The organism is Domibacillus antri (assembly GCF_001936625.1).
GTDB lineage: Bacteria > Bacillota > Bacilli > Bacillales > Domibacillaceae > Domibacillus > Domibacillus antri.
This window is the reverse complement of the sequence record NZ_MSDU01000014.1, coordinates 91,147-111,485: the sequence shown is the minus strand read 5'-3', so window position 1 is coordinate 111,485 and position 20,339 is coordinate 91,147. Positions and strand designations below refer to the sequence as shown.

22 protein-coding genes are annotated in these 20,339 nt (G+C 47.0%); all 22 read left to right on the top strand.

Going from position 1 to position 20,339, the window contains the following annotated elements; translation table 11 throughout:
- Positions 1 to 2: 2 nt before the first annotated feature.
- The 22 genes from fapR to sucD all read left to right on the top strand — a co-directional run bounded on the left by fapR (position 3) and on the right by sucD (position 20,290).
- Positions 3 to 575, top strand: a complete 573-nt coding sequence (gene fapR / locus BTO30_RS07815; protein WP_075398164.1) for a transcription factor FapR — start codon at positions 3 to 5, stop codon at positions 573 to 575.
- 1 nt (position 576) lies between these two features.
- On the top strand, positions 577 to 1,569 hold the full coding sequence (plsX, locus tag BTO30_RS07810; RefSeq protein WP_075398163.1) for a phosphate acyltransferase PlsX: 993 nt from the start codon (positions 577 to 579) through the stop codon (positions 1,567 to 1,569).
- A gap of 8 nt (positions 1,570 to 1,577) precedes the next feature.
- On the top strand, positions 1,578 to 2,525 hold the full coding sequence (gene fabD / locus BTO30_RS07805; RefSeq protein ID WP_075398162.1) for an ACP S-malonyltransferase: 948 nt from the start codon (positions 1,578 to 1,580) through the stop codon (positions 2,523 to 2,525).
- The gene (fabG, locus tag BTO30_RS07800; RefSeq protein ID WP_075398161.1) at positions 2,522 to 3,265 is read left to right on the top strand and encodes a 3-oxoacyl-[acyl-carrier-protein] reductase; all 744 of its coding nucleotides are present in this window, start codon (positions 2,522 to 2,524) and stop codon (positions 3,263 to 3,265) included. The genes fabD and fabG overlap by 4 nt, the downstream gene beginning before the upstream one ends.
- A 60-nt stretch (positions 3,266 to 3,325) precedes the next feature.
- A complete protein-coding gene (gene acpP / locus BTO30_RS07795; RefSeq protein WP_045850123.1) occupies positions 3,326 to 3,559 on the top strand; it encodes an acyl carrier protein in 234 nt (77 codons plus the stop codon).
- Positions 3,560 to 3,804: 245 nt separating this feature from the next.
- On the top strand, positions 3,805 to 4,542 hold the full coding sequence (gene rnc / locus BTO30_RS07790; RefSeq protein WP_075398160.1) for a ribonuclease III: 738 nt from the start codon (positions 3,805 to 3,807) through the stop codon (positions 4,540 to 4,542).
- A gap of 17 nt (positions 4,543 to 4,559) precedes the next feature.
- Entirely contained in the window at positions 4,560 to 8,120 is a 3,561-nt protein-coding gene (gene smc, locus BTO30_RS07785) for a chromosome segregation protein SMC (protein WP_075398159.1), read from the top strand.
- A 21-nt stretch (positions 8,121 to 8,141) separates the two neighbouring features.
- Positions 8,142 to 9,161 (top strand): signal recognition particle-docking protein FtsY, encoded by a 1,020-nt coding sequence (gene ftsY, locus BTO30_RS07780; RefSeq protein WP_075398158.1) that lies wholly within the window; start codon positions 8,142 to 8,144, stop codon positions 9,159 to 9,161.
- A gap of 92 nt (positions 9,162 to 9,253) precedes the next feature.
- The gene (locus BTO30_RS07775; RefSeq protein ID WP_075398223.1) at positions 9,254 to 9,568 is read left to right on the top strand and encodes a putative DNA-binding protein; all 315 of its coding nucleotides are present in this window, start codon (positions 9,254 to 9,256) and stop codon (positions 9,566 to 9,568) included.
- 12 nt (positions 9,569 to 9,580) lie between these two features.
- Positions 9,581 to 10,930: a signal recognition particle protein gene (gene ffh, locus BTO30_RS07770; protein WP_075398157.1), complete on the top strand. Its 1,350-nt coding sequence runs from the start codon at positions 9,581 to 9,583 to the stop codon at positions 10,928 to 10,930.
- A 171-nt stretch (positions 10,931 to 11,101) separates the two neighbouring features.
- Complete coding sequence (gene rpsP / locus BTO30_RS07765) at positions 11,102 to 11,374, top strand: 30S ribosomal protein S16 (protein ID WP_075398156.1); 273 nt, start codon at positions 11,102 to 11,104, stop codon at positions 11,372 to 11,374.
- 81 nt (positions 11,375 to 11,455) lie between these two features.
- Positions 11,456 to 11,845: a YlqD family protein gene (locus BTO30_RS07760; RefSeq protein ID WP_075398155.1), complete on the top strand. Its 390-nt coding sequence runs from the start codon at positions 11,456 to 11,458 to the stop codon at positions 11,843 to 11,845.
- A gap of 5 nt (positions 11,846 to 11,850) precedes the next feature.
- The gene (rimM, locus tag BTO30_RS07755; RefSeq protein WP_075398154.1) at positions 11,851 to 12,369 is read left to right on the top strand and encodes a ribosome maturation factor RimM; all 519 of its coding nucleotides are present in this window, start codon (positions 11,851 to 11,853) and stop codon (positions 12,367 to 12,369) included.
- Positions 12,366 to 13,100 carry a tRNA (guanosine(37)-N1)-methyltransferase TrmD gene (gene trmD / locus BTO30_RS07750; protein WP_075398153.1) on the top strand — a complete coding sequence of 245 codons (735 nt, stop codon included), beginning with the start codon at positions 12,366 to 12,368 and terminating at the stop codon, positions 13,098 to 13,100. Before rimM ends, trmD begins: the two co-directional genes overlap by 4 nt.
- Positions 13,101 to 13,229: 129 nt before the next feature.
- A complete protein-coding gene (gene rplS / locus BTO30_RS07745) occupies positions 13,230 to 13,577 on the top strand; it encodes a 50S ribosomal protein L19 (protein ID WP_075398152.1) in 348 nt (115 codons plus the stop codon).
- Between the two features lie 98 nt (positions 13,578 to 13,675).
- Positions 13,676 to 14,215 (top strand): signal peptidase I, encoded by a 540-nt coding sequence (lepB, locus tag BTO30_RS07740; protein WP_075398151.1) that lies wholly within the window; start codon positions 13,676 to 13,678, stop codon positions 14,213 to 14,215.
- Positions 14,216 to 14,239: 24 nt separating this feature from the next.
- Positions 14,240 to 15,094: a ribosome biogenesis GTPase YlqF gene (gene ylqF / locus BTO30_RS07735; RefSeq protein ID WP_075398150.1), complete on the top strand. Its 855-nt coding sequence runs from the start codon at positions 14,240 to 14,242 to the stop codon at positions 15,092 to 15,094.
- Between the two features lie 70 nt (positions 15,095 to 15,164).
- The gene (locus BTO30_RS07730) at positions 15,165 to 15,932 is read left to right on the top strand and encodes a ribonuclease HII (RefSeq protein WP_075398149.1); all 768 of its coding nucleotides are present in this window, start codon (positions 15,165 to 15,167) and stop codon (positions 15,930 to 15,932) included.
- 21 nt (positions 15,933 to 15,953) lie between these two features.
- A complete protein-coding gene (locus BTO30_RS07725) occupies positions 15,954 to 17,768 on the top strand; it encodes a hypothetical protein (RefSeq protein WP_075398148.1) in 1,815 nt (604 codons plus the stop codon).
- Complete coding sequence (locus BTO30_RS07720) at positions 17,765 to 18,037, top strand: EscU/YscU/HrcU family type III secretion system export apparatus switch protein (RefSeq protein ID WP_075398147.1); 273 nt, start codon at positions 17,765 to 17,767, stop codon at positions 18,035 to 18,037. The genes BTO30_RS07725 and BTO30_RS07720 overlap by 4 nt, the downstream gene beginning before the upstream one ends.
- 155 nt (positions 18,038 to 18,192) lie before the next feature.
- Positions 18,193 to 19,353 (top strand): ADP-forming succinate--CoA ligase subunit beta, encoded by a 1,161-nt coding sequence (gene sucC / locus BTO30_RS07715; protein ID WP_075398146.1) that lies wholly within the window; start codon positions 18,193 to 18,195, stop codon positions 19,351 to 19,353.
- A gap of 34 nt (positions 19,354 to 19,387) precedes the next feature.
- On the top strand, positions 19,388 to 20,290 hold the full coding sequence (sucD, locus tag BTO30_RS07710; protein ID WP_075398145.1) for a succinate--CoA ligase subunit alpha: 903 nt from the start codon (positions 19,388 to 19,390) through the stop codon (positions 20,288 to 20,290).
- The last annotated feature ends 49 nt before the right edge of the window (positions 20,291 to 20,339 follow it).

The window sequence follows — 20,339 nt, the reverse complement described above, 5'->3', positions numbered from 1 at the left end:
TTATGAGAAGATCGAAAAAAGAACGGCAGGAACGTCTTCAGGACACGATTCAGACAAATCCATTCGTAACGGATGAAGAATTGGCAGCCGCGTTTAACGTAAGCGTACAGACGATTCGGCTGGACCGGATGGAATTATCGATTCCTGAATTGCGTGAACGCATTAAATATGTAGCAGAACGAAACATGGACGATGAAGTGCGGTCTCTTCCAATTGAAGAAGTGATCGGCGATATCATTGACATTGAACTCGATAAAAGCGCGATTTCCATATTTGACGTAAAAAAAGAACATGTTTTTATGCGTAACGGCATTGCCCGCGGACATCACTTATTTGCCCAGGCAAATTCGCTTGCCGTGGCTGTAATCAATGATGAAATGGCGCTGACAGGAAAAGCGGATATTCGCTTTACTCGGCCGGTAAGGGAAGGCGAACGCATTGTCGCGAAAGCAAAAGTGACACGCATGGAAAAGTTAAGAACGATGGTAGAAGTATCAAGTTTTGTCGGCAGCGAGCTTGTTTTCCGCGGGGAATTCTCGATGTTCCGTGCGCCGGCAGCAGAAAAGGATGATTAACATGAAACTGGCAATTGATGCAATGGGCGGCGACAATGCTCCTGAACAAATCCTTCTCGGTGTCAATCGTGCATTGAAGGAAATGCCTGACCTTGAATTACTTGTATTTGGCGATGAAAAAAAAATAAGTACATATTTAGATCAAAACAGCCGTGCACAAATCGTACACGCTCCTGATGTCATTCTCGGCACAGATGAGCCGGTCCGGGCTGTCCGCCGGAAAAAAGAATCATCACTCGTCATGATGGCGGAAGCTGTGTCCAAAAAAGAAGCGGCGGCATGTGTCTCAGCCGGCAATACAGGAGCGTTGATGGCGGCAGGGCTGTTTGTGGTCGGCCGCATTGATGGTGTGGAACGTCCTGCTCTGGCCCCGACTTTTCCGACTATCGATGGGAAAGGGTTCGTCATGCTCGATGCCGGTGCAAATTCAGATGCGAAGCCTGAGCATTTGCTGCAATATGCGGTGATGGGTTCCGTGTATGCGGAAAAAGTGCGCGGCATCGATAAGCCTCGTGTCGGCCTTTTAAACATCGGAACGGAAGAAAAAAAAGGAAACGAGCTGACGAAAGCCGCTTTTAAACTCTTAAGCGATGCAAAAGAGTTTCATTTTATCGGCAACGTTGAATCACGCGAATTGTTAAATGGTGCGGCGGATGTTGTGGTGACAGATGGCTTTACAGGTAATATGGTGCTGAAAACGATCGAAGGAAGCGCATTGTCAATTTTTTCGATGCTGAAATCAGCGCTGACGGCGTCTACAAAGTCTAAAATAGGCGCTCTTTTATTAAAAGAAGAGCTCCGGTCGCTCAAAAATAAAATGGATTATTCGGAATACGGCGGCGCGGGTCTTTTCGGATTAAAAGCACCTGTTATTAAAGCGCACGGTTCGTCGGATGCAAACGCATTTTTCCATGCGATTGAACAGGCTTATAAAATGGCCCAGTCCAATGTACCATCCATTATCGAAACGCAAATTGCCAGCGGAAAGGAATGAATAAACGAATGGGGAAAATAGCTTTTGTTTTTCCAGGACAAGGTTCACAGTCAGTCGGAATGGGGAAATCACTTGCCGATCAGCACGCAGACATTCAAGTATTATTTCAGAAAGCGGACGAAAAACTCGGGTATTCATTAACGAATATTATCTTTAATGGCCCTGAAAGCGAGTTAACATTAACGACTAATGCCCAACCAGCGCTGCTGGCGACGAGCATGGCTGTGTTAAGACAGTTTGAGAAAGAAGGCATTACGCCGGATTTCACAGCCGGTCATAGCCTTGGCGAATATACAGCACTCGCGGCAGCCGGCGCCCTCACGTTTGAAGAAGCCGTGTATGCAGTAAACCAGCGCGGCAAACTGATGGAAGAAGCCGTTCCCGCGGGACAGGGTGCCATGGCGGCTGTTCTTGGACTAGACCGCGCGGCACTTGAAGAAGTAACGGACCGTATATCAGCCGGCGGCGATGTCGTGGCGGCCGCGAACTTTAACTGCCCGGGACAGATCGTTATTTCCGGTTCAAAACAAGGTGTTGAAAAAGCGTCGGAACAGCTGAAAGAAAAAGGCGCAAAACGGGTTATTCCGCTGAATGTAAGCGGGCCGTTTCATTCACCGCTTATGAAGCCGGCTGCAGAAAAATTGCGTTCCGTGCTCGATGATGCAAATATCCGGTCAAGCCAAGTACCGGTTATTGCGAATGTCAATGCGAAGCCGGTAACGGATGCAGAAATGATTAAAGAAAACCTTGTAAAACAACTTTATTCACCTGTTTTATGGGAAGACAGCGTTAATACGCTGCTTGACCTTGGTGTGGACACATTTATTGAAATCGGGTCCGGCACTGTTTTATCCGGCCTTATAAAAAAAGTAAATCGCCGCGTGCGCACGTTTTCCGTGAGCGATGAAGAATCAATCGTGAAAACAGCGGCAGCATTGAAGGAGGAATCAGAATGACTCTTGAAGGGAAGACAGCACTCGTAACCGGCGCATCACGCGGTATCGGAAAAGCCATTGCACTTGAATTAGCACGCCTAGGAGCAGATGTTGCCATTAACTATGCGGGCAGTGAGCAAAAAGCAAAAGAAACGGCAGAAGAAATTCAGGCGATGGGCCGCCGCTCGTTTATTATTCAATGTGATATTTCAGACAGCGACGCCGTACAATCTATGGTGAAAGAAACAATCGATCAATTTGGCCGCCTTGACATTCTTGTGAATAACGCAGGCATTACACGGGATAATTTGCTCATGCGGATGAAAGATCAGGAGTGGGACGATGTCATCAACACGAACTTAAAAGGCGTATTCCTGTGCACAAAAGCTGTGACGCGCCAAATGATGAAACAGCGGAGCGGACGCATCATTAATATTTCTTCCGTTGTCGGCCGCATCGGCAATGCCGGACAAGCGAACTACACGGCGGCGAAAGCGGGTGTTATCGGATTGACAAAAGCTTCCGCGCGTGAACTTGCGGCGCGGGGCATTACAGTGAATGCGATTGCGCCGGGCTTTATTTCAACGGATATGACAGACGAACTGCCTGCTGAAGCGAAAGAGCAGCTGCTCGGGCAGATCCCGCTCGGCACACTCGGTGAAACGGCTGATATCGCAGCGGCGGCGGCATTTTTAGCGGGTGATGGAGCGAAGTATATTACAGGTCAGGTCATCGGGGTGGATGGCGGCATGGCGATGTAAGAAAATTCGTGTTCTGAGACGGTAAATCGTCTATAATAGCTTGAGGGGAGGTGAAACGTAGTGGCAGATGTATTAGAACGTGTAACGAAAATTATCGTGGATCGTCTAGGTGTTGAAGAATCACAAATCAACCTTGATGCGAAATTCAAGGAAGATCTTGGTGCTGATTCTCTTGACGTTGTTGAGCTTGTAATGGAGCTTGAAGACGAATTCGATATGGAAATTTCCGATGATGATGCGGAAAATATTACGACGGTAGGCGACGCTGTAACATACATAAACAGCAAAAACTAATCGTCCTTTCATGGCAGATCCGTTTATGCGGGTCTGCTTTTTTAATTCTTATATCCAGCTACAGGTGCCATCAGCTCGAGGTCATAAGCCAAGCCCTTCCGGAGGCAAAAATCGCCTCCGCCAGTGCTCGTCTTATGCTTGTCGCTGATAAACGGGCGCCCTGCGCTTTTAATTGTCTTTGCGCTATGCATTTTTTTCAGCTAAACTATTTTTGTGTGCATTTTAACTTTTCGGAGGAACACTTAATGAAGAAATCAAATCGCGAGCAGCGTTATGCCGAACGGAAAGACATGGAATTTAAACAATTTCAGGAAACCATGGGCATCCGTTTTCAGAACGAGGCATTATTAAAACAGGCGTTTACGCATTCATCATATGTGAATGAGCATCGGAGAAAACCGTACGAAGATAATGAAAGGCTTGAATTTCTTGGTGATGCTGTGCTGGAACTGACTGTATCACAATTTTTATATAAAACATATCCGGTTATGTCAGAAGGGGAGTTGACAAAACTGCGTGCAGCCGTCGTATGCGAACCTTCTCTCGTCACGTTTGCCAATGAGCTGGAGTTCGGGAAGCTGATCTTACTTGGCAAAGGAGAAGAAATGACCGGCGGCAGAATGCGCCCCGCCCTGCTTGCGGATGTATTTGAAGCCTTTATTGGTGCGCTGTATCTGGATCAGGGAATGGACGCAGTTATCCCTTTTTTAGAACGGGTTGTCTTCCCGAAAATCAGCGCCGGTGCTTTTTCTCATGTGATGGATTTTAAAAGCCAGCTGCAGGAATATGTACAGCGTGAATTAAAAGGAGCGCCTTCGTACCGTATTTTGGAAGAAAAAGGTCCGGCTCACAATAAAGAGTTTGTAACAGAAGTGTCATTGAATGGAAATGTTCTGGGGACGGGAAGCGGCCGCTCGAAAAAAGAGGCAGAGCAGTTTGCCGCCCGGATGGCACTTGAAAAAATGAAACAACAATCGAAGTAGGAGACAGGTGGATAGGCATGATCCTGAAAAAGCTTGATATTGCAGGGTTTAAATCATTTGCCGGAAAAGTGACCGTGGAATTTATGCCGGGCGTAACCGCAGTCGTCGGTCCAAACGGTTCCGGCAAAAGCAACATTACAGAAGCGATTCGCTGGGTGCTTGGAGAACAGTCCGCGAAAAGTTTACGCGGCGGAAAAATGGAAGACGTCATTTTTTCCGGAAGTGACTCAAGAAGAAGATTGAATGAGGCGGATGTGACGATTACGCTTGATAACCGGGACGGGGCACTGCCGCTTGATTACAGTGAAGTAAGCATTACCCGGCGTGTGAACCGGAACGGTGACAGCGATTATTTTATTAACAAGCAAAGCTGCCGTTTGAAAGACATTATTGAATTGTTTATGGATTCCGGTCTTGGACGAGGTGCGTTTTCCATTATCGGACAAGGACGAGTCGATGAAATTTTAAACAGCCGTCCTGAAGAAAGGCGAGCTATTTTTGAAGAAGCAGCTGGTGTGTTGAAGTATAAAACGCGGAAAAAAGAAGCGGAACGCAAGCTTTCGGAAACGGAAGAAAACGTCAGCCGTGTTAACGATATTCTGCATGAGCTTGAACAGCGTGTTGAGCCGCTTGAAATGCAGGCATCCGCGGCGAAAGATTATTTGGAGAAAAAAGCGGAATTGAGAGAGGTTGAGGCTGCTGTATGGGCGCACGATATTGCCGCTTCTCATGCGGAATGGGAGAAACAGAAGCTGGAAAAAGAGCAAAATGAAAAACAGGCAGCCCGTCTTGCTTTGGAAGTGGAAACAGCCGAGTCGTCGATCCGTTCCCTTGATCAGGAAATAAAAGCCCTCAGCAGCGAGGAAGAAGGGGCCCAGCAAAAATTGCTGACAATCATTGAATCGCTTGAAAAGATTGAAGGAAAGCGGCGGCTGATGGATGAACGTCAGAAAAATGCTTCCTATAATGAAGAGCGGCTGGTCAAATCGCTTGCGGAAGCGGAAGAAAAGCAAGCGTCTCTAAAAAAAGCGGCAGATGAAGCAAAAGCGCTTGCCGAACAAAAGAGAAATGAACTTGAAAAATTGCAGCAGGAAGCATCGGAACAGGAATTGCTGCTAAGAGCATTATCTGAAAATAATGGAGAAACATTGGATTCGTTAAAAGCGGATTATATCGAACATTTGAGCCGTGAAGCGGCAGCCAAAAATGAACTGCGCGAAATAGATCGGCAGCTTGAGCGGCTCAAAGCCCGCTTTGAACGTCTCGGGGGGCACAATGATCAATATTTAAGTGAACGTGCCGCTCTCAAAGAAGAGCAGGCACAGATTGAGAAAGCGCGGAAAGCGGCGGAACAAAAGCTGAACGAACATACTCATGCGTATCGGGAAGCGAAAAAAGAGCGAGATCAAGTAAAAGAAATACTTGAAAAAAAGCGCAGCTCGTTATACAAAGCATACCAGATTTTACAGGAAGCAACGGCCCGCCGTGATTTGCTGTCATCCATGGAAGACGAATACGCCGGCTTTTTCTCTGGGGTCAAAGAAGTACTGAAGGAAAAAAGCAACCGGCTGCAGGGTGTCATTGGGGCGGCGGCAGAATTGATCCGTGTTCCAAAAGAATATGAAACGGCTATAGAAACCGCCCTCGGCGGCGCGCTTCAGCATATTTTTGTAACAGACGAGCCATCCGCGCGAAAAGCCATTTCGTTTTTGAAACAGAATAAATTTGGACGTGCGACATTCCTGCCGCTGTCGACTGTAAAAGAAAAGACCATTCCGGACCATATACTTGCTTCTGTCCGGCATGAAAGCGGGTTTCTTGGAACCGCTGCGCAGCTGGCCGAATATGACATACAATATGCACACGCAGCCGGCCATTTGCTCGGCAATGTCATCATTGCCTCATCGCTGGAAGAAGCGAACAACATTGCCCAGAAAATCAACCATCGGTATCGCGTCGTGACATTGGATGGAGATGTGGTCAACGCGGGCGGCTCGATGACAGGCGGCTCACTGAAAAAAACAGGCGTATCCTTGCTCGGCCGCAAAAATGAACTTGAAACACTCAGCCGTCAGATTGACTTGATGGAGCAAAAAACCGCCCGAGCTGAAAAAGAAGTAAAGTCTCTTCAGGCAAAGGCCGCGGAAATGGATAAGCGCGTTCAGCAGCTTGAAGAAACAGGCGAACTTTACCGTCAAGGGCTTCAGGAAGCAAAAAATCAGCAGCTTGAGTGGTCATTTACTGAGCAATCCATTAATGACCGGCTTGCTGTTTACGATGCGGAAAAGAGAGAATTTCAAGAAGAAAAATCCCGCCTTGAACAGCGTAAGACAGCAGCGGCTCGCCTATTAAACGAGGAACAGCAGTCTATTCAGTCGCTTAATCGGCAGATCGCGTCGCTCGAAGCAAAGCAAAAAACAGCGTCTGTCGAGCGGGAAAGTATCGCTGCACAATTGAATATCCTTCGTCCGAAAATCGCTGTGCTGCAGGAGCAGCTTGCATACAGCAAACAGCAGGAGGCCCGCATACGGTCTGAATGGAGAGAAGTGGAAAAATGGCATGAAGAGCTTCAGGAAGAACGTTCATTTGTTGAAAGTGAGCGATCAGACAGCGGCATAACAGGTGTGACACTTGCTGAACAGTCAGAACAGCGGTCGGCTGAAAAAGACTGGATCATCAAAAATATTGCCGCACTAAAATCAAAACGCGCCGAAAAGCTGGAACAACTTGATCAAAAAACAGCGTCGCTTACAGAAACCCGACGTCTATTAAAAGGATTGACAGAAGCGCTCCGTGAACATGACGTCACAATCACCCGTCTCGATATGGAGATGGATACGCTTCTCCATAAATTAAATGAGCAATACGCACTGACATTTGAAGAAGCTCAGCGGGAATATCCGTTAAATCAGCCGATTGACGAAGCGAAACGCCGCATTCGCTTAATTAAGAAGACGATTGAAGAACTGGGCGATGTAAACATTGGCGCCATTGAAGAATATGAGACGACGTTTGAACGCGTCACGTTTTTGCGTGAGCAAAAAAGCGATTTGGAAGAAGCGAAAGCGACATTGCGTGATGTCATGAGTGAAATGGATGCGGAAATGACGCGCCGGTTTACAGAAACATTTGACGCGATAAAAGCGGAATTTCAGCCTGCTTTCACGGAATTATTTGGCGGCGGCCGGGCGGAATTGAAATTGACGGATCCGAAAGATATCCTTCATTCCGGTGTGGATATTTCCGCCATGCCGCCGGGGAAAAAACTGCAAAATTTAAGTCTGCTCTCGGGCGGGGAGCGGGCGTTAACGGCGATTGCGCTTTTGTTCGCGATTTTGCGCGTCCGTCCTGTCCCTTTTTGTATTCTGGATGAGGTGGAAGCGGCTCTTGATGAAGCCAATGTCCATCGCTTCAGCCGCTACTTAAAGCAATTTAGTCAAAATACGCAGTTTATCGTGATCACGCACCGGAAACAGACGATGGAAGAAGCGGATGCACTGTATGGCGTCGCGATGCAGGAATCCGGGGTGTCGAGCCTCGTTTCTGTTCGACTTGAAGAAGCCGCTGCATCTAATTAATGAACGAAAGGATTGAAACCGATGAGCTTTTTTAAAAAATTAAAAGAAAAATTCTCCGGTTCCCAAGAACAGGAGCAGACAACCGAAAAATATACAGAAGGATTAAAGAAAACACGGACTGGGTTTGCTTCAAAAGTAAACAACCTGATTGCCCGCTATCGGAAAATCGATGAGGATTTCTTTGAAGAGCTGGAGGAAATTTTAATCGGAGCCGATGTCGGTTTTGATACGGTCATGGAATTGATTGACGAATTGAAAATGGAAGTGAAGCGGCAAAATACGAACGATCCGTCTGCGATCCGGGAAATCATTACGGAGAAATTTGTGGATATCTATTCGGACGGGCAAGAAGTTCAGTCTGATTTAAATATTCAAGAGAATGAATTGACTGTCATTTTATTCGTGGGTGTAAATGGTGTCGGCAAAACAACGACCATTGGAAAGCTTGCGCACAAATTTAAGGCGGATGGCAAGAAAGTGATGCTCGCTGCCGGAGATACATTCCGTGCCGGTGCCATTGACCAGCTTGAAGTGTGGGGAGAGCGCACCGGTGTTGATGTCATTAAACAGGCCGAAGGATCAGACCCTGCCGCTGTCATGTATGACGCAGTCCGGGCAGCGAAATCACGCGGTGCCGACATTTTACTTTGCGACACAGCCGGCCGTCTGCAAAATAAAGTCAACTTAATGAATGAATTACAAAAAGTAAAACGTGTCATCGAACGTGAAATTCCGGGGGCGCCTCATGAAGTATTGCTTGTCGTTGATGCGACAACCGGCCAGAATGCGCTCGTTCAGGCGAAAACGTTTAAAGAAGCGACGGATGTTTCCGGCATCGTGTTAACGAAGCTGGACGGCACCGCAAAAGGCGGCATTGTCCTCGCAATCCGTAAAGAACTTGGTGTTCCAGTGAAATTCGTTGGTCTCGGGGAAAAAATGGATGACCTGCAGCCATTTCATGCCGAAAAGTATGCGTATGGGTTATTTGCGGAAGCTTTTGAAGAAAAAGAAGAAAAGAAGGAAGAGGAGGCAGGCGATTAAGCGCCCGCTTTTCTTCTTTCTTGACAGAATCAGTGGAAGCAGGTACACTGTTTTGGTGTAAAGGTTTTTCACTTAACAAAGGAGGGGCGGCCGTGCTCGAAAAAACGATGCGGATGAATTATCTGTACGATTTCTATCAGATGCTTCTGACGGATAAACAGCGCAGCTATATGTCCCTATATTACCTGGACGATTACTCGCTCGGTGAAATTGCCGATGAGTATGAAGTGAGCCGTCAGGCGGTTTACGATAATATAAAACGCACAGAAGCAATGCTTGAAGAATATGAAGCAAAGTTAATGCTGCTGAATAAGTTCCAGCGGCGCCAGCAGTTGATCGAGCAGCTGAAAGAACGCGCAGATGCGCACATTTTGCCGCTTGTTCAGGCGCTTGAGGAACTCGAATAGGGGGACTGCATGATGGCATTTGAAGGATTGGCCGAACGGCTGCAGGGAACAATGCAGAAAATCCGCGGCAAAGGAAAAGTATCCGAATCCGATGTAAAAGAAATGATGCGTGAAGTGCGTCTTGCATTACTGGAAGCGGACGTTAACTTTAAAGTCGTCAAAGAATTTGTGAAGAAAGTAAGCGAGCGGTCTGTCGGCCAGGAAGTGATGAAAAGCTTAACGCCGGGCCAGCAGGTTATAAAAGTCGTTAAAGAAGAATTAACAGAACTGATGGGCGGTGAAGAAAGCCGTATCGGCACGTCAAAGCGCCCGCCGACGGTCATTATGATGGTCGGCCTGCAAGGTGCCGGTAAAACAACGACAACCGGAAAGCTTGCGAACCTGCTCCGAAAAAAGTATAACCGGAAACCGCTTCTTGTGGCAGCTGACGTTTACCGTCCAGCCGCGATTAAACAGCTCGAAACGCTCGGCAAGCAGCTGGATATGCCGGTTTTTTCACTTGGCGATCAAGTCAGCCCGGTTGAAATTGCCAAGCAGGCGATTCAAAAAGCGAAAGACGATCATCTCGATTACGTCTTGATCGATACAGCCGGCCGCCTTCACATAGACGAGACGCTGATGGATGAGCTGAAACAAATAAAAGAGCTGTCCAGCCCGGAAGAGATTTTTCTTGTCGTGGACTCGATGACCGGTCAAGATGCCGTAAACGTGGCGGAAAGCTTTAATGAACAGCTTGGGATTACCGGCGTTGTGCTGACGAAGCTTGACGGTGATACACGCGGCGGGGCGGCGTTGTCCATTCGCGCCGTGACAGGAAAACCGATTAAATTTGTCGGGATGGGTGAAAAATTGGATGCGCTTGAACTGTTTCATCCGGAACGAATGGCATCCCGCATTCTCGGTATGGGTGATGTGCTGACACTCATTGAGAAAGCACAGACCAATGTCGATGAAGCGAAAGCAAAAGAGCTTGAACAAAAAATGCGGACGATGTCGTTCACATTTGATGATTTCCTCGACCAGCTTGGCCAGGTGCGTTCAATGGGCCCGCTTGATGAAATTTTGAAAATGCTGCCGGGTGCAAACAAAATGAAGGGGCTCAGCAACGTACAGGTGGATGAAAAGCAAATCGGCCGTGTGGAAGCGATTATCCGCTCCATGACACCTGCTGAAAAGCAGCAGCCGGAAATCATAAACGCCGGCCGGCGCAAGCGGATCGCACGAGGTTCCGGTACGTCGATCCAGGAAGTAAACCGTCTTTTAAAGCAGTTTGAGGACATGAAGAAAATGATGAAACAGATGTCCGCCATGCAGCAAAAAGGCAAGAAAAAAGGCGGCTTCCCAAAATTGCCGTTTATGTAAAAAGTAAGACTTATCTTTCATTGTCCAAAGGCGAAAAAAGGTGGTATCCAGCCGCATTACCTGTTTGATTCTTTTTACTCGGAGCCTTGTAAAGAAAAAACACTTTACAACACTTTAACTATTTGATATTATTCTATCTTGTGTGAAACTATTTCGGAGGTGCTTATTAGCATGGCAGTAAAAATTCGTTTAAAACGCATGGGTGCAAAAAAATCCCCATTCTATCGTATCGTAGTAGCAGACGCCCGCGCGCCGCGTGACGGCCGTTCAATCGAAACAATCGGCACGTACAATCCGGTATCTCAACCGGCAGAAGTGAAAATCAATGAAGAGCTTGCGCTTAAATGGCTTCAAGATGGTGCGAAACCATCTGACACTGTACGCAATCTTTTCTCTAACGAGGGCATCATGGAAAAATTCCATAATGCAAAACTTGGCAAGTAATTGATCAGCAGACGACAATTCCCCAAAAGAATATTCTTTTGGGGAATTGCCATTTTTGTTCCATGAAAAGGAGCGGATAATGTGCACATTTTACAAACGGTATCAGTCGTTCAAGTTGTCACTGAAACATGGAAGAAAGATCGAATGAATATGTATGAAAATCAAAAAAGCCGGTTAGAAAGAGAAACAGCACAGCTTCTTTTTGAAAAGAAAAAAGCGGAACGCTCCGGATCGAAGCAGTCCGAGGCAGCCGCCCGGTTCCAGAAGGAAATAGATCAGCGTCATGAAAAAATATCGGGTATTGAATTTCAAATGAGCCAGCTCGATCAGCTGCCGCTGGGAACGGAATTAAAGGAACGTGACATTCAATCTGTTGTTGAAGTGAAAGAGGGCGACCGTTTCGATGGAAGAGACGGCGGAACGATCGTTGTAAAAGATGGTGTTATTATTGAAATCCGCACGCAGAGGTGAACAGTATGAGTAAATGGTACAATGTTGGGAAAATCGTCAATACACATGGACTGCGCGGCGAAGTACGGGTTCTTTCCCGTACAGATTTTCCAGAAGAGCGGTATAAAAAAGGCAGTTCACTTTCGATCTTTAAACAGGGTGAAAAAGAAGGTGTACCGGTCACGGTTGCCTCCCATCGGAAGCATAAAACGTTCGACTTGCTCACGTTTGAGAATTATCCGTCCATTCAGATGGTTGAACCTTTTAAAGGCTCTATTTTAAAAGTAAATGAAGAACATCTGGCAGATCTTGAGGAAGGCGAATTTTATTTTCACGAAATTATCGGCTGTGAAGTAAGAACAGTCGATGGTGAAGTCATCGGTAAGGTGAAGGAAGTGCTTACACCGGGAGCGAACGATGTATGGGTCGTCATCCGCAGCGGCGGAAAAGAAGCGTACATTCCATACATTGATGATGTCGTGAAATCTGTTGATCCTTATGAAAAAGTGATTATCATTGATCCAATGGACGGTCTGCTCGAATGAAAATCGATGTTTTGACACTATTTCCTGAAATGTTTCATGGAGTATTTTCGTCATCGATCATGAAAAAAGCAGCCGAAAAAGAAAAAGTTTCTTTTCGCGCGGTTAATTTCCGCGATTATGCAGAAGGCAAGCATAAAGTTGTCGATGATTATCCGTATGGCGGGGGCGCTGGCATGGTGTTAAAGCCGCAGCCGCTTTTTGATGCAGTAGATGCACTGAAAGAAGAAACTGACGCGGCGCCCCGCATTATTTTAATGTGTCCGCAGGGTGAACGCTACACACAGAGAAAGGCAGAGGAGCTCGCGAAAGAAGAACATCTTATTTTTTTGTGCGGTCATTATGAAGGATATGATGAGCGGGTCCGCACACACCTTGTGACGGACGAGATTTCCATTGGTGATTACGTCCTGACAGGCGGTGAACTCGGTGCCATGGTCGTAGCGGACAGTGTGGTCCGGCTGCTGCCGGGGGTACTCGGCAATGATGATTCAGCTGTAAAGGATTCATTTTCATCCGGTCTGCTCGAACATCCGCATTATACGCGGCCAGCGGATTTCAGAGGGATGAAGGTACCGGATGTATTAACGTCCGGAAATCATCGGCACATTGACGAATGGCGGCGAGAACAGTCGCTGAAACGAACGTGGGAACGCCGGCCGGACTTGCTTGAAACCGTCTCGTTGACAGAAGAAGAACAGCGATTAATTGATTCATGGAAGATGAAAAATTAAATTGATTTTAAGTTAAATTTATGATAGAATTTCGAGGTCAGTGTGCGAAAACGTATACTGCATTACAACAATGTTCCGCTGCCGCTTATTTGCGGGTATGAGCATTTGTTAGAAGGAGAGGAAAACAAAATGAACAAATTGATTCAAGAATTAACTCAGGAGCAGCTTCGTACTGATCTCCCAGCATTCCGTCCAGGAGACACTGTACGTGTACACGTTAAAGTCGTTGAGGGTACACGTGAGCGTATTCAGGTATTTGAAGGCGTTGTAATTAAACGCCGCGGCGGCGGCGTAAGCGAAACTTTCACAGTCCGCAAGATTTCTTACGGCGTGGGCGTTGAGCGTGCATTCCCGCTTCATACACCAAAAATCGCGAAAATCGAAGTGATGCGCCGCGGTAAAGTTCGTCGTGCGAAATTGTACTACTTGCGCAACCTGCGCGGTAAAGCAGCCCGCATCAAAGAAATCAGATACTAAGTTTTTTGAAAGGAGTCTGCCTGCAGGCTCCTTTTTCTTTCAGGTTTCTTCTTTTGCATGATATGATAAAAGTACTTTGATAAAAGGTGGTGTCAAGCATGGCTGAAGGGAAAAATGAATTTTGGGAATGGACGAAAGCGCTGCTCATCGCAGTCGGACTCGCGGCTCTTATTCGATATTTTATTTTTGCGCCGATTGTGGTGGACGGATTTTCGATGATGCCGACGCTTGAGAGCGGTGACCGGATGATTGTGAATAAAATAAGCGAACCGGATCGTTTCGATATCGTTGTTTTTCATGCGCCTGAAAATAAAGACTACATAAAAAGAGTGATCGGACTTCCAGGTGATACGGTTGAATATAAAGACGATGTATTGTATGTGAATGGAGAAGCGCAGGATGAACCGTACTTAGAGGAATATAAAAGCGCAGTGACGGATGGTCCGCTTACACCGGACTTCACACTGGCTGAAATTACCGGACAGGACACGGTACCTGAAGGCGAGATCTTTGTCCTTGGAGATAACCGCCGTTTTAGTAAAGACGGACGTCATATCGGAACGGTGAAGATGGATGAAATCGTCGGGGAGACGAAATTTGTCTACTGGCCGTTTGACCAGATCCGTCTCGTGGACTAAACGAATAGAAAGGATTGTGTGAGATTGACGATTCAATGGTTCCCCGGCCATATGGCTAAAGCGCGGAGGCAGGTAACGGAAAAGTTAAAATTAGTCGATATTATTTTTGAACTTGTGGACGCGAGACTTCCTTTGTCATCCCGCAACCCGATGATCGATGAAATTATCAATCAAAAGCCGCGGCTCGTTATTTTAAACAAAGAGGATATGGCGGACCCTCAGATGACGAAAGAATGGATCCGTTATTTTAAGGAGCAGGGTGTTGAAGCGGTTTCCGTCAATTCACAGGCAGGAAACGGGCTTGATAAAATGGTGAAAGCGGCAGAAGGCATATTACAGGAAAAGTTTGACCGGATGAGGGCGCGGGGGATGAAACCTCGTGCGATGCGTGCCATGATTGTCGGCATTCCGAACGTCGGAAAATCAACGCTTATTAACCGGATCGCCAAAAAAAATATCGCTAAGACAGGCAATATGCCTGGTGTCACGAAAGCGCAGCAGTGGATTAAAACAGCAAAAAATTTGGAGCTGCTTGACACGCCGGGTATTTTATGGCCAAAGTTTGAAGATCCCGAAACGGGCTATAAATTGGCGCTGACGGGTGCGATTAAAGATTCCATTTTAAATTTGCAAGACGTTGCGATCTGGGGACTGCGCTATCTTGAAGACAAATACTCGTCACGGTTGGAAGAACGGTATGGATTTAAAGAACTGCCTGATGATATGGCACATGTCTTCCATCAAATCGGTGAACGGCGCGGCGCTATCTCGACAGGCGGCGAAGTGGATTACGATAAAGTGACGGACATCATAATCCGCGATGTGCGCAGCGGTCAGTTTGGCCGTCTCACATTTGATATTACACCGGAAAAAGCGTGAAGGACTGCCTTCACGCTTTTTTGTGGAAAAAAACTGAATTTGGCCGATAAAAAGAACAGGGAGATAGGAAATGACAAAAGAAACGATTGCATGTATTAAAGAGCAGCTGTCCAAAGTGACAAACGCAGAAGATCCTCGAATGTTAATCTGGCAGGAAGACGAACGAAAAGGAGTGCAGACGGCCATTACAGCCTGCAAACGACGCCTGGAGAAAGAAGCGAAGGAAAAAGAGCGTCTTCATCAAATGATGGTATATGAACGGGCTGAGCAGTCAAAAGGAGCCCGCATCATTGCCGGTATTGACGAAGCGGGCAGAGGACCGCTTGCAGGGCCGGTTGTCGCTGCCGCCTGCATTTTGCCGGAAGGGTTTTTACCTGTCGGGTTAAATGATTCTAAAAAAATGAGCGAGGCGGCCCGTGACCATCTGTATAAATTAATTGTCGAGAATTGTCAGGTAGGTGTCGGGATTATCCATGCTGATGAAATTGATCAAATCAATATATATGAAGCGGCAAAAAAGGCGATGCACGAAGCGGTATTGACTCTTCCGAATATACCGGACCATCTCCTTGTGGATGCGATGGTCATACCAGGGGGATTCCAGCAAACATCGATTATTAAAGGAGACGCGAAAAGTGCTTCCATTGCTGCGGCGTCGATTGTGGCGAAAGTAACGCGCGACAGGATGATGAAAGAATTTGCCTCCCGATATCCAGGCTACGGGTTTGAAAAAAATATGGGATATGGAACTCCAGAGCATTTACACGGACTTAAGAAATACGGCATTACCCCGCTGCACCGGAAAACATTTGCACCTGTGAAAGAGATGCTGCGTTAACGAATAAAAGAGGTGATGAGCATGGAAGTCGGTCAATCGGCCATTCAAAGAGGAATCAGAACACAGCCGGGTGGTAATCCGGTGGATATGCTGAAAGAAGGACAGATTTTTTTCGGTAAAACAATCAAGCTTTTGCCCGGACAGATGGCGGAACTTGCTGCTTTCGGTCAAAAAATGACCGCCCAGCTTGAAGTGCCGCTTCAAGCAGGCGAGAGATACTTTTTCCAGGTGACTTCCCGTGAAGGAGAGATACGGTTAAACGTTGTATCGGATAATGCGTCGATGCAGCAGCGTATGCCGGATCAAGCAGCCGCACTGCTTGAGAAATTACAGCTTCCGGTGACGAAAGAAAGCGTGGCTTTTACATCGCTGGCCATTGAGACGGGACGGCCGCTTTCAAAAGAAAACATACAAATGGCTGCGGCATGGCTGTCAAAAGCAGGTCTAAAAGACGGTATGGAGGCGCTTCGGTTTATGTTCAGCCGTCATTTGCCTCTAACAGAAAATCTTTTTCAATCACTCGTCTCAGCCCGTTCAACGGAATCATTAACCGGGAAATTGGCATCGCTACAGCAAACGCTCGTACAAATCGGGGATGCGCCGGAAGCTGCTGCTGTGATCAGCCGCCTTCTAGGGGACCTGCCATTATCTCAAGCGGGAAGAGGGCTGCCTTTAGCAGATGTGAATAATAAAGCGGTACAGATGGCGGCCGCGCTTTTATCAGGAAGCCCGGCTGAGAAAACAGCCGCTCTGCAAACGATACAAAAAGCATTAAACATGCCGATTGTGCCTCAAACAGAAGATGTAGCATCACAGCTTGCCGCCGTTGTAAAAAACCTCTCAAACGCAGTACTGGTGAAACAAGACTCCATGCCGGCGGTCCAGGCGATGAAAGAGGCGCTCATTCAGCTTGCTTCCCGTCCTATTACTCAGGAATCCATTGCTGCATTTAAAGATGCGGCAGCCTCATCCTTACCAATTAATCATCCAGAGAGAACGGCTATTTTGCAGCAGGTAACTCAATTAACGGAGCAGCTGCAAAAAGGACTTCCGGCTGAAAACCGGCAAATTGCCGCGTTATTTCAACTCGCTGCTTCAGCTGCGGTCACTGTCCCGGAGCAGGCAGCATTGCGGATGGCCGCGCTAATTGGGACGGACACCATTCCCTTTGAGGAGACACCGGTACCGGTTCAGACAGCGGCTAACGGTAAAGAAGCAGCCGCCGCTATAAAAGAGGCATTTCGACTGCTTGGCATCGATCACGAGGCGCTCATTACTTCCAAAAATCAGCCGGAAAACATGCAGCAAAATGTGAAACAGGAACTGTTAAAGCTCATGTCGGAAACCATACCGCCGCCGGTTCGCGAAGCGGCCGAACAAATTGTCGGCCGCTTGAATGCCCAGCACATCTTATCGGCAGAATCCGGTCCGCTTCAGCAGCTTGTTATGCAGCTGCCTGTGCATTTAGCGGCATTCCAAGGAGATCTCACGATAAAATGGCAGGGCAGAAAAAAAACGGACGGCAAAATCGATGCTGATTTTTGCCGTGTATTATTCTATGTAGATATGCCGAATTTGAAAAATACGGTGATTGATATGCAGGTACAGAACCGCATCATCCATTTGAATATTATGGCCGCCGCTCCGGCTTCACTGAAGAAGTTGAGCAGTACGGCGCTCGATCATTTAAAAGCATCACTTGAAGAACATGGATACAAATTGTCAGGTGTTCAATTTAAACAGCCTTCCGGCAAAGAAGAGGAGCATCGCGCGCTCTCCCCGCTTGCTAAAATCATGGATAGTGAGGGATATATGGGGGTGGATATTCTTATATGAAACCGGCTAACCGTAAACAAGCGGCCGCGCTTTCCTACAGCCCGGATGGAGCCGGCGCGCCGATCGTCAAAGCAAAGGGTAAAGGAATGATCGCTGAAAAGATTATTGAAACAGCGAGAGAAAATAATATTCCCATTCAGGAGGACCCGGGCCTCGTTGAACTGCTCGGCCAGCTCGAAATAAATGAAGCGATTCCAGAGGATTTGTACCAGGCGGTTGCGGAAGTATTTGCTTTCGTATACAGGCTCGACCGGCGCCTTGATAAATAAACGTTGTAAGCGTTTTGCAAAATTTGAATGCTCTTGAAAAAAAGAGCGTTTTTTTTATGTTCAAAAACTGGACATACTTTCTTTTTTTAACTACAATGAAGTCGCAGTCTGTTTTGTTTGTTTACTATGTTTTGAGATCGATAGGAGGCTGGAAGATGAATATTCATGAGTACCAGGGTAAAGAAGTTCTCAGAAGTTACGGCGTTGCTGTACCAAATGGGAAAGTCGCTTTTTCCGTGGAAGAAGCAGTTGAAGCGGCGAAAGAGCTTGGCACAACGGTAACCGTTGTCAAAGCACAGATTCATGCGGGAGGCCGCGGAAAAGCAGGCGGTGTTAAAGTCGCAAAAAATCTGGATGAAGTGCGTACATATGCGGAAGAAATTCTCGGAAAAGTTCTTGTCACACATCAGACAGGTCCTGACGGGAAAGAAGTAAAGCGCCTTCTTATTGAAGAAGGATGCGACATTAAGAAAGAATACTATATCGGCCTCGTTTTGGACCGTGCGACGTCTCAGGTTGTGTTAATGGCATCGGAAGAAGGCGGAACGGAAATTGAAGAAGTGGCCGAAGCAACACCGGAAAAAATCTTTAAAGAGTATATTGATCCGGTTACGGGTCTTAGCGCGTATCAAGCACGCCGCATCGCCTTTAACATCAACATTCCAAAAGAGCTTGTCGGACAGGCTGTTAAATTCATGATGAGCTTGTATACAGCATTCGTGGAAAAAGACTGCTCCATTGCAGAAATCAATCCGCTTGTTGTAACAGGTGACGGCAAAGTGATGGCGCTTGATGCAAAATTGAACTTTGATTCAAATGCATTGTACCGCCACAAAGATATTTTAGAGTACCGCGATCTTGAAGAAGAAGACGCTAAAGAAATCGAAGCGTCAAAATATGACTTGAGCTACATCGCGCTTGATGGCAACATCGGCTGCATGGTAAATGGCGCTGGTCTTGCGATGGCAACGATGGATATTATCAAACATTACGGCGGTGACCCTGCCAACTTCCTTGATGTTGGGGGCGGCGCGACAGCAGAAAAAGTAACGGAAGCATTCAAGATCATCCTTTCTGATGAAAACGTGAAAGGGATTTTCGTCAACATTTTCGGCGGCATTATGAAATGTGACGTTATCGCAACTGGCGTTGTAGAAGCAGCGAAACAGGTCAGCCTGTCTGTACCGCTTGTTGTCCGTCTTGAAGGTACAAATGTAGACGCCGGTAAAGAGATCCTGAACCAATCAGGTCTTGACATTGTTTCGGCGGATTCAATGGCTGATGGCGCGCAAAAAATCGTTAGTCTTGTAAAATAATAAAGATGTTGACAATAGAAAGGCAGGTACAGGCATGAGTGTATTTATTAACAAAGATACGAAAGTAATCGTTCAAGGCATTACGGGCTCGACTGCCCTTTTCCATACAAAGCAAATGCTCGAATACGGCACGAAAATCGTCGGCGGTGTCACACCGGGAAAAGGCGGAACAGAAGTGGAAGGCGTGCCGGTATTTAACACGCTTGCAGAAGCGGTGAAAGAAACAGGCGCAAACGCATCGGTTATTTATGTACCGGCTCCATTTGCAGCGGATGCAATTTTGGAAGCGGTTGACGCGGAACTGGATTTGGCGATCTGCATTACAGAGCACATTCCTGTTCTTGACATGGTAAAAGTAAAACGCTACATGCAAGGTAAGAAAACACGCCTCGTTGGACCGAACTGTCCGGGTGTTATTACACCGGATGAGTGCAAAATCGGAATCATGCCGGGTTACATTCATACAAAAGGCCATGTAGGTGTTGTGTCACGTTCAGGCACATTAACGTATGAAGCGGTTCACCAGTTAACACAAGCCGGAATTGGCCAGTCTACAGCTGTTGGTATCGGAGGAGACCCGGTAAATGGCACAGACTTCATCGACGTATTAAAAGCATTTAATGAAGATCCTGAAACAAAAGCGGTCATTATGATCGGTGAAATCGGCGGTACTGCGGAAGAAGAAGCGGCCGAGTGGGTAAAAGCGAACATGACGAAACCGGTTGTCGGCTTCATCGGCGGACGCACGGCACCTCCAGGCAAACGCATGGGTCATGCGGGAGCGATCATTTCCGGCGGTAAAGGAACAGCTGATGAAAAGATCCGTGTGATGAATGAATGCGGCATTCAAGTAGCTGAAACACCGTCTGTTATGGGTGAAACATTGATAAAAGTTCTTGAAGAAAAAGGACTTTTAGAAGAGTGCAAAACACACTAAGACAGCATTGGGCGCCTGTGTAAGACAGGCGTCCCATTTTGCTTTTTCA

Coding starts and splice junctions, on each gene's coding strand:
- fapR (WP_075398164.1), top strand. CDS start 3: ATGAGAAGATCGAAAAAAGAACGGCAGGAACGTCTTCAGGACACGATT.
- plsX (WP_075398163.1), top strand. CDS start 577: ATGAAACTGGCAATTGATGCAATGGGCGGCGACAATGCTCCTGAACAA.
- fabD (WP_075398162.1), top strand. CDS start 1,578: ATGGGGAAAATAGCTTTTGTTTTTCCAGGACAAGGTTCACAGTCAGTC.
- fabG (WP_075398161.1), top strand. CDS start 2,522: ATGACTCTTGAAGGGAAGACAGCACTCGTAACCGGCGCATCACGCGGT.
- rnc (WP_075398160.1), top strand. CDS start 3,805: ATGAAGAAATCAAATCGCGAGCAGCGTTATGCCGAACGGAAAGACATG.
- smc (WP_075398159.1), top strand. CDS start 4,560: ATGATCCTGAAAAAGCTTGATATTGCAGGGTTTAAATCATTTGCCGGA.
- ftsY (WP_075398158.1), top strand. CDS start 8,142: ATGAGCTTTTTTAAAAAATTAAAAGAAAAATTCTCCGGTTCCCAAGAA.
- ffh (WP_075398157.1), top strand. CDS start 9,581: ATGGCATTTGAAGGATTGGCCGAACGGCTGCAGGGAACAATGCAGAAA.
- rpsP (WP_075398156.1), top strand. CDS start 11,102: ATGGCAGTAAAAATTCGTTTAAAACGCATGGGTGCAAAAAAATCCCCA.
- rimM (WP_075398154.1), top strand. CDS start 11,851: ATGAGTAAATGGTACAATGTTGGGAAAATCGTCAATACACATGGACTG.
- trmD (WP_075398153.1), top strand. CDS start 12,366: ATGAAAATCGATGTTTTGACACTATTTCCTGAAATGTTTCATGGAGTA.
- rplS (WP_075398152.1), top strand. CDS start 13,230: ATGAACAAATTGATTCAAGAATTAACTCAGGAGCAGCTTCGTACTGAT.
- lepB (WP_075398151.1), top strand. CDS start 13,676: ATGGCTGAAGGGAAAAATGAATTTTGGGAATGGACGAAAGCGCTGCTC.
- BTO30_RS07730 (WP_075398149.1), top strand. CDS start 15,165: ATGACAAAAGAAACGATTGCATGTATTAAAGAGCAGCTGTCCAAAGTG.
- BTO30_RS07725 (WP_075398148.1), top strand. CDS start 15,954: ATGGAAGTCGGTCAATCGGCCATTCAAAGAGGAATCAGAACACAGCCG.
- BTO30_RS07720 (WP_075398147.1), top strand. CDS start 17,765: ATGAAACCGGCTAACCGTAAACAAGCGGCCGCGCTTTCCTACAGCCCG.
- sucC (WP_075398146.1), top strand. CDS start 18,193: ATGAATATTCATGAGTACCAGGGTAAAGAAGTTCTCAGAAGTTACGGC.
- sucD (WP_075398145.1), top strand. CDS start 19,388: ATGAGTGTATTTATTAACAAAGATACGAAAGTAATCGTTCAAGGCATT.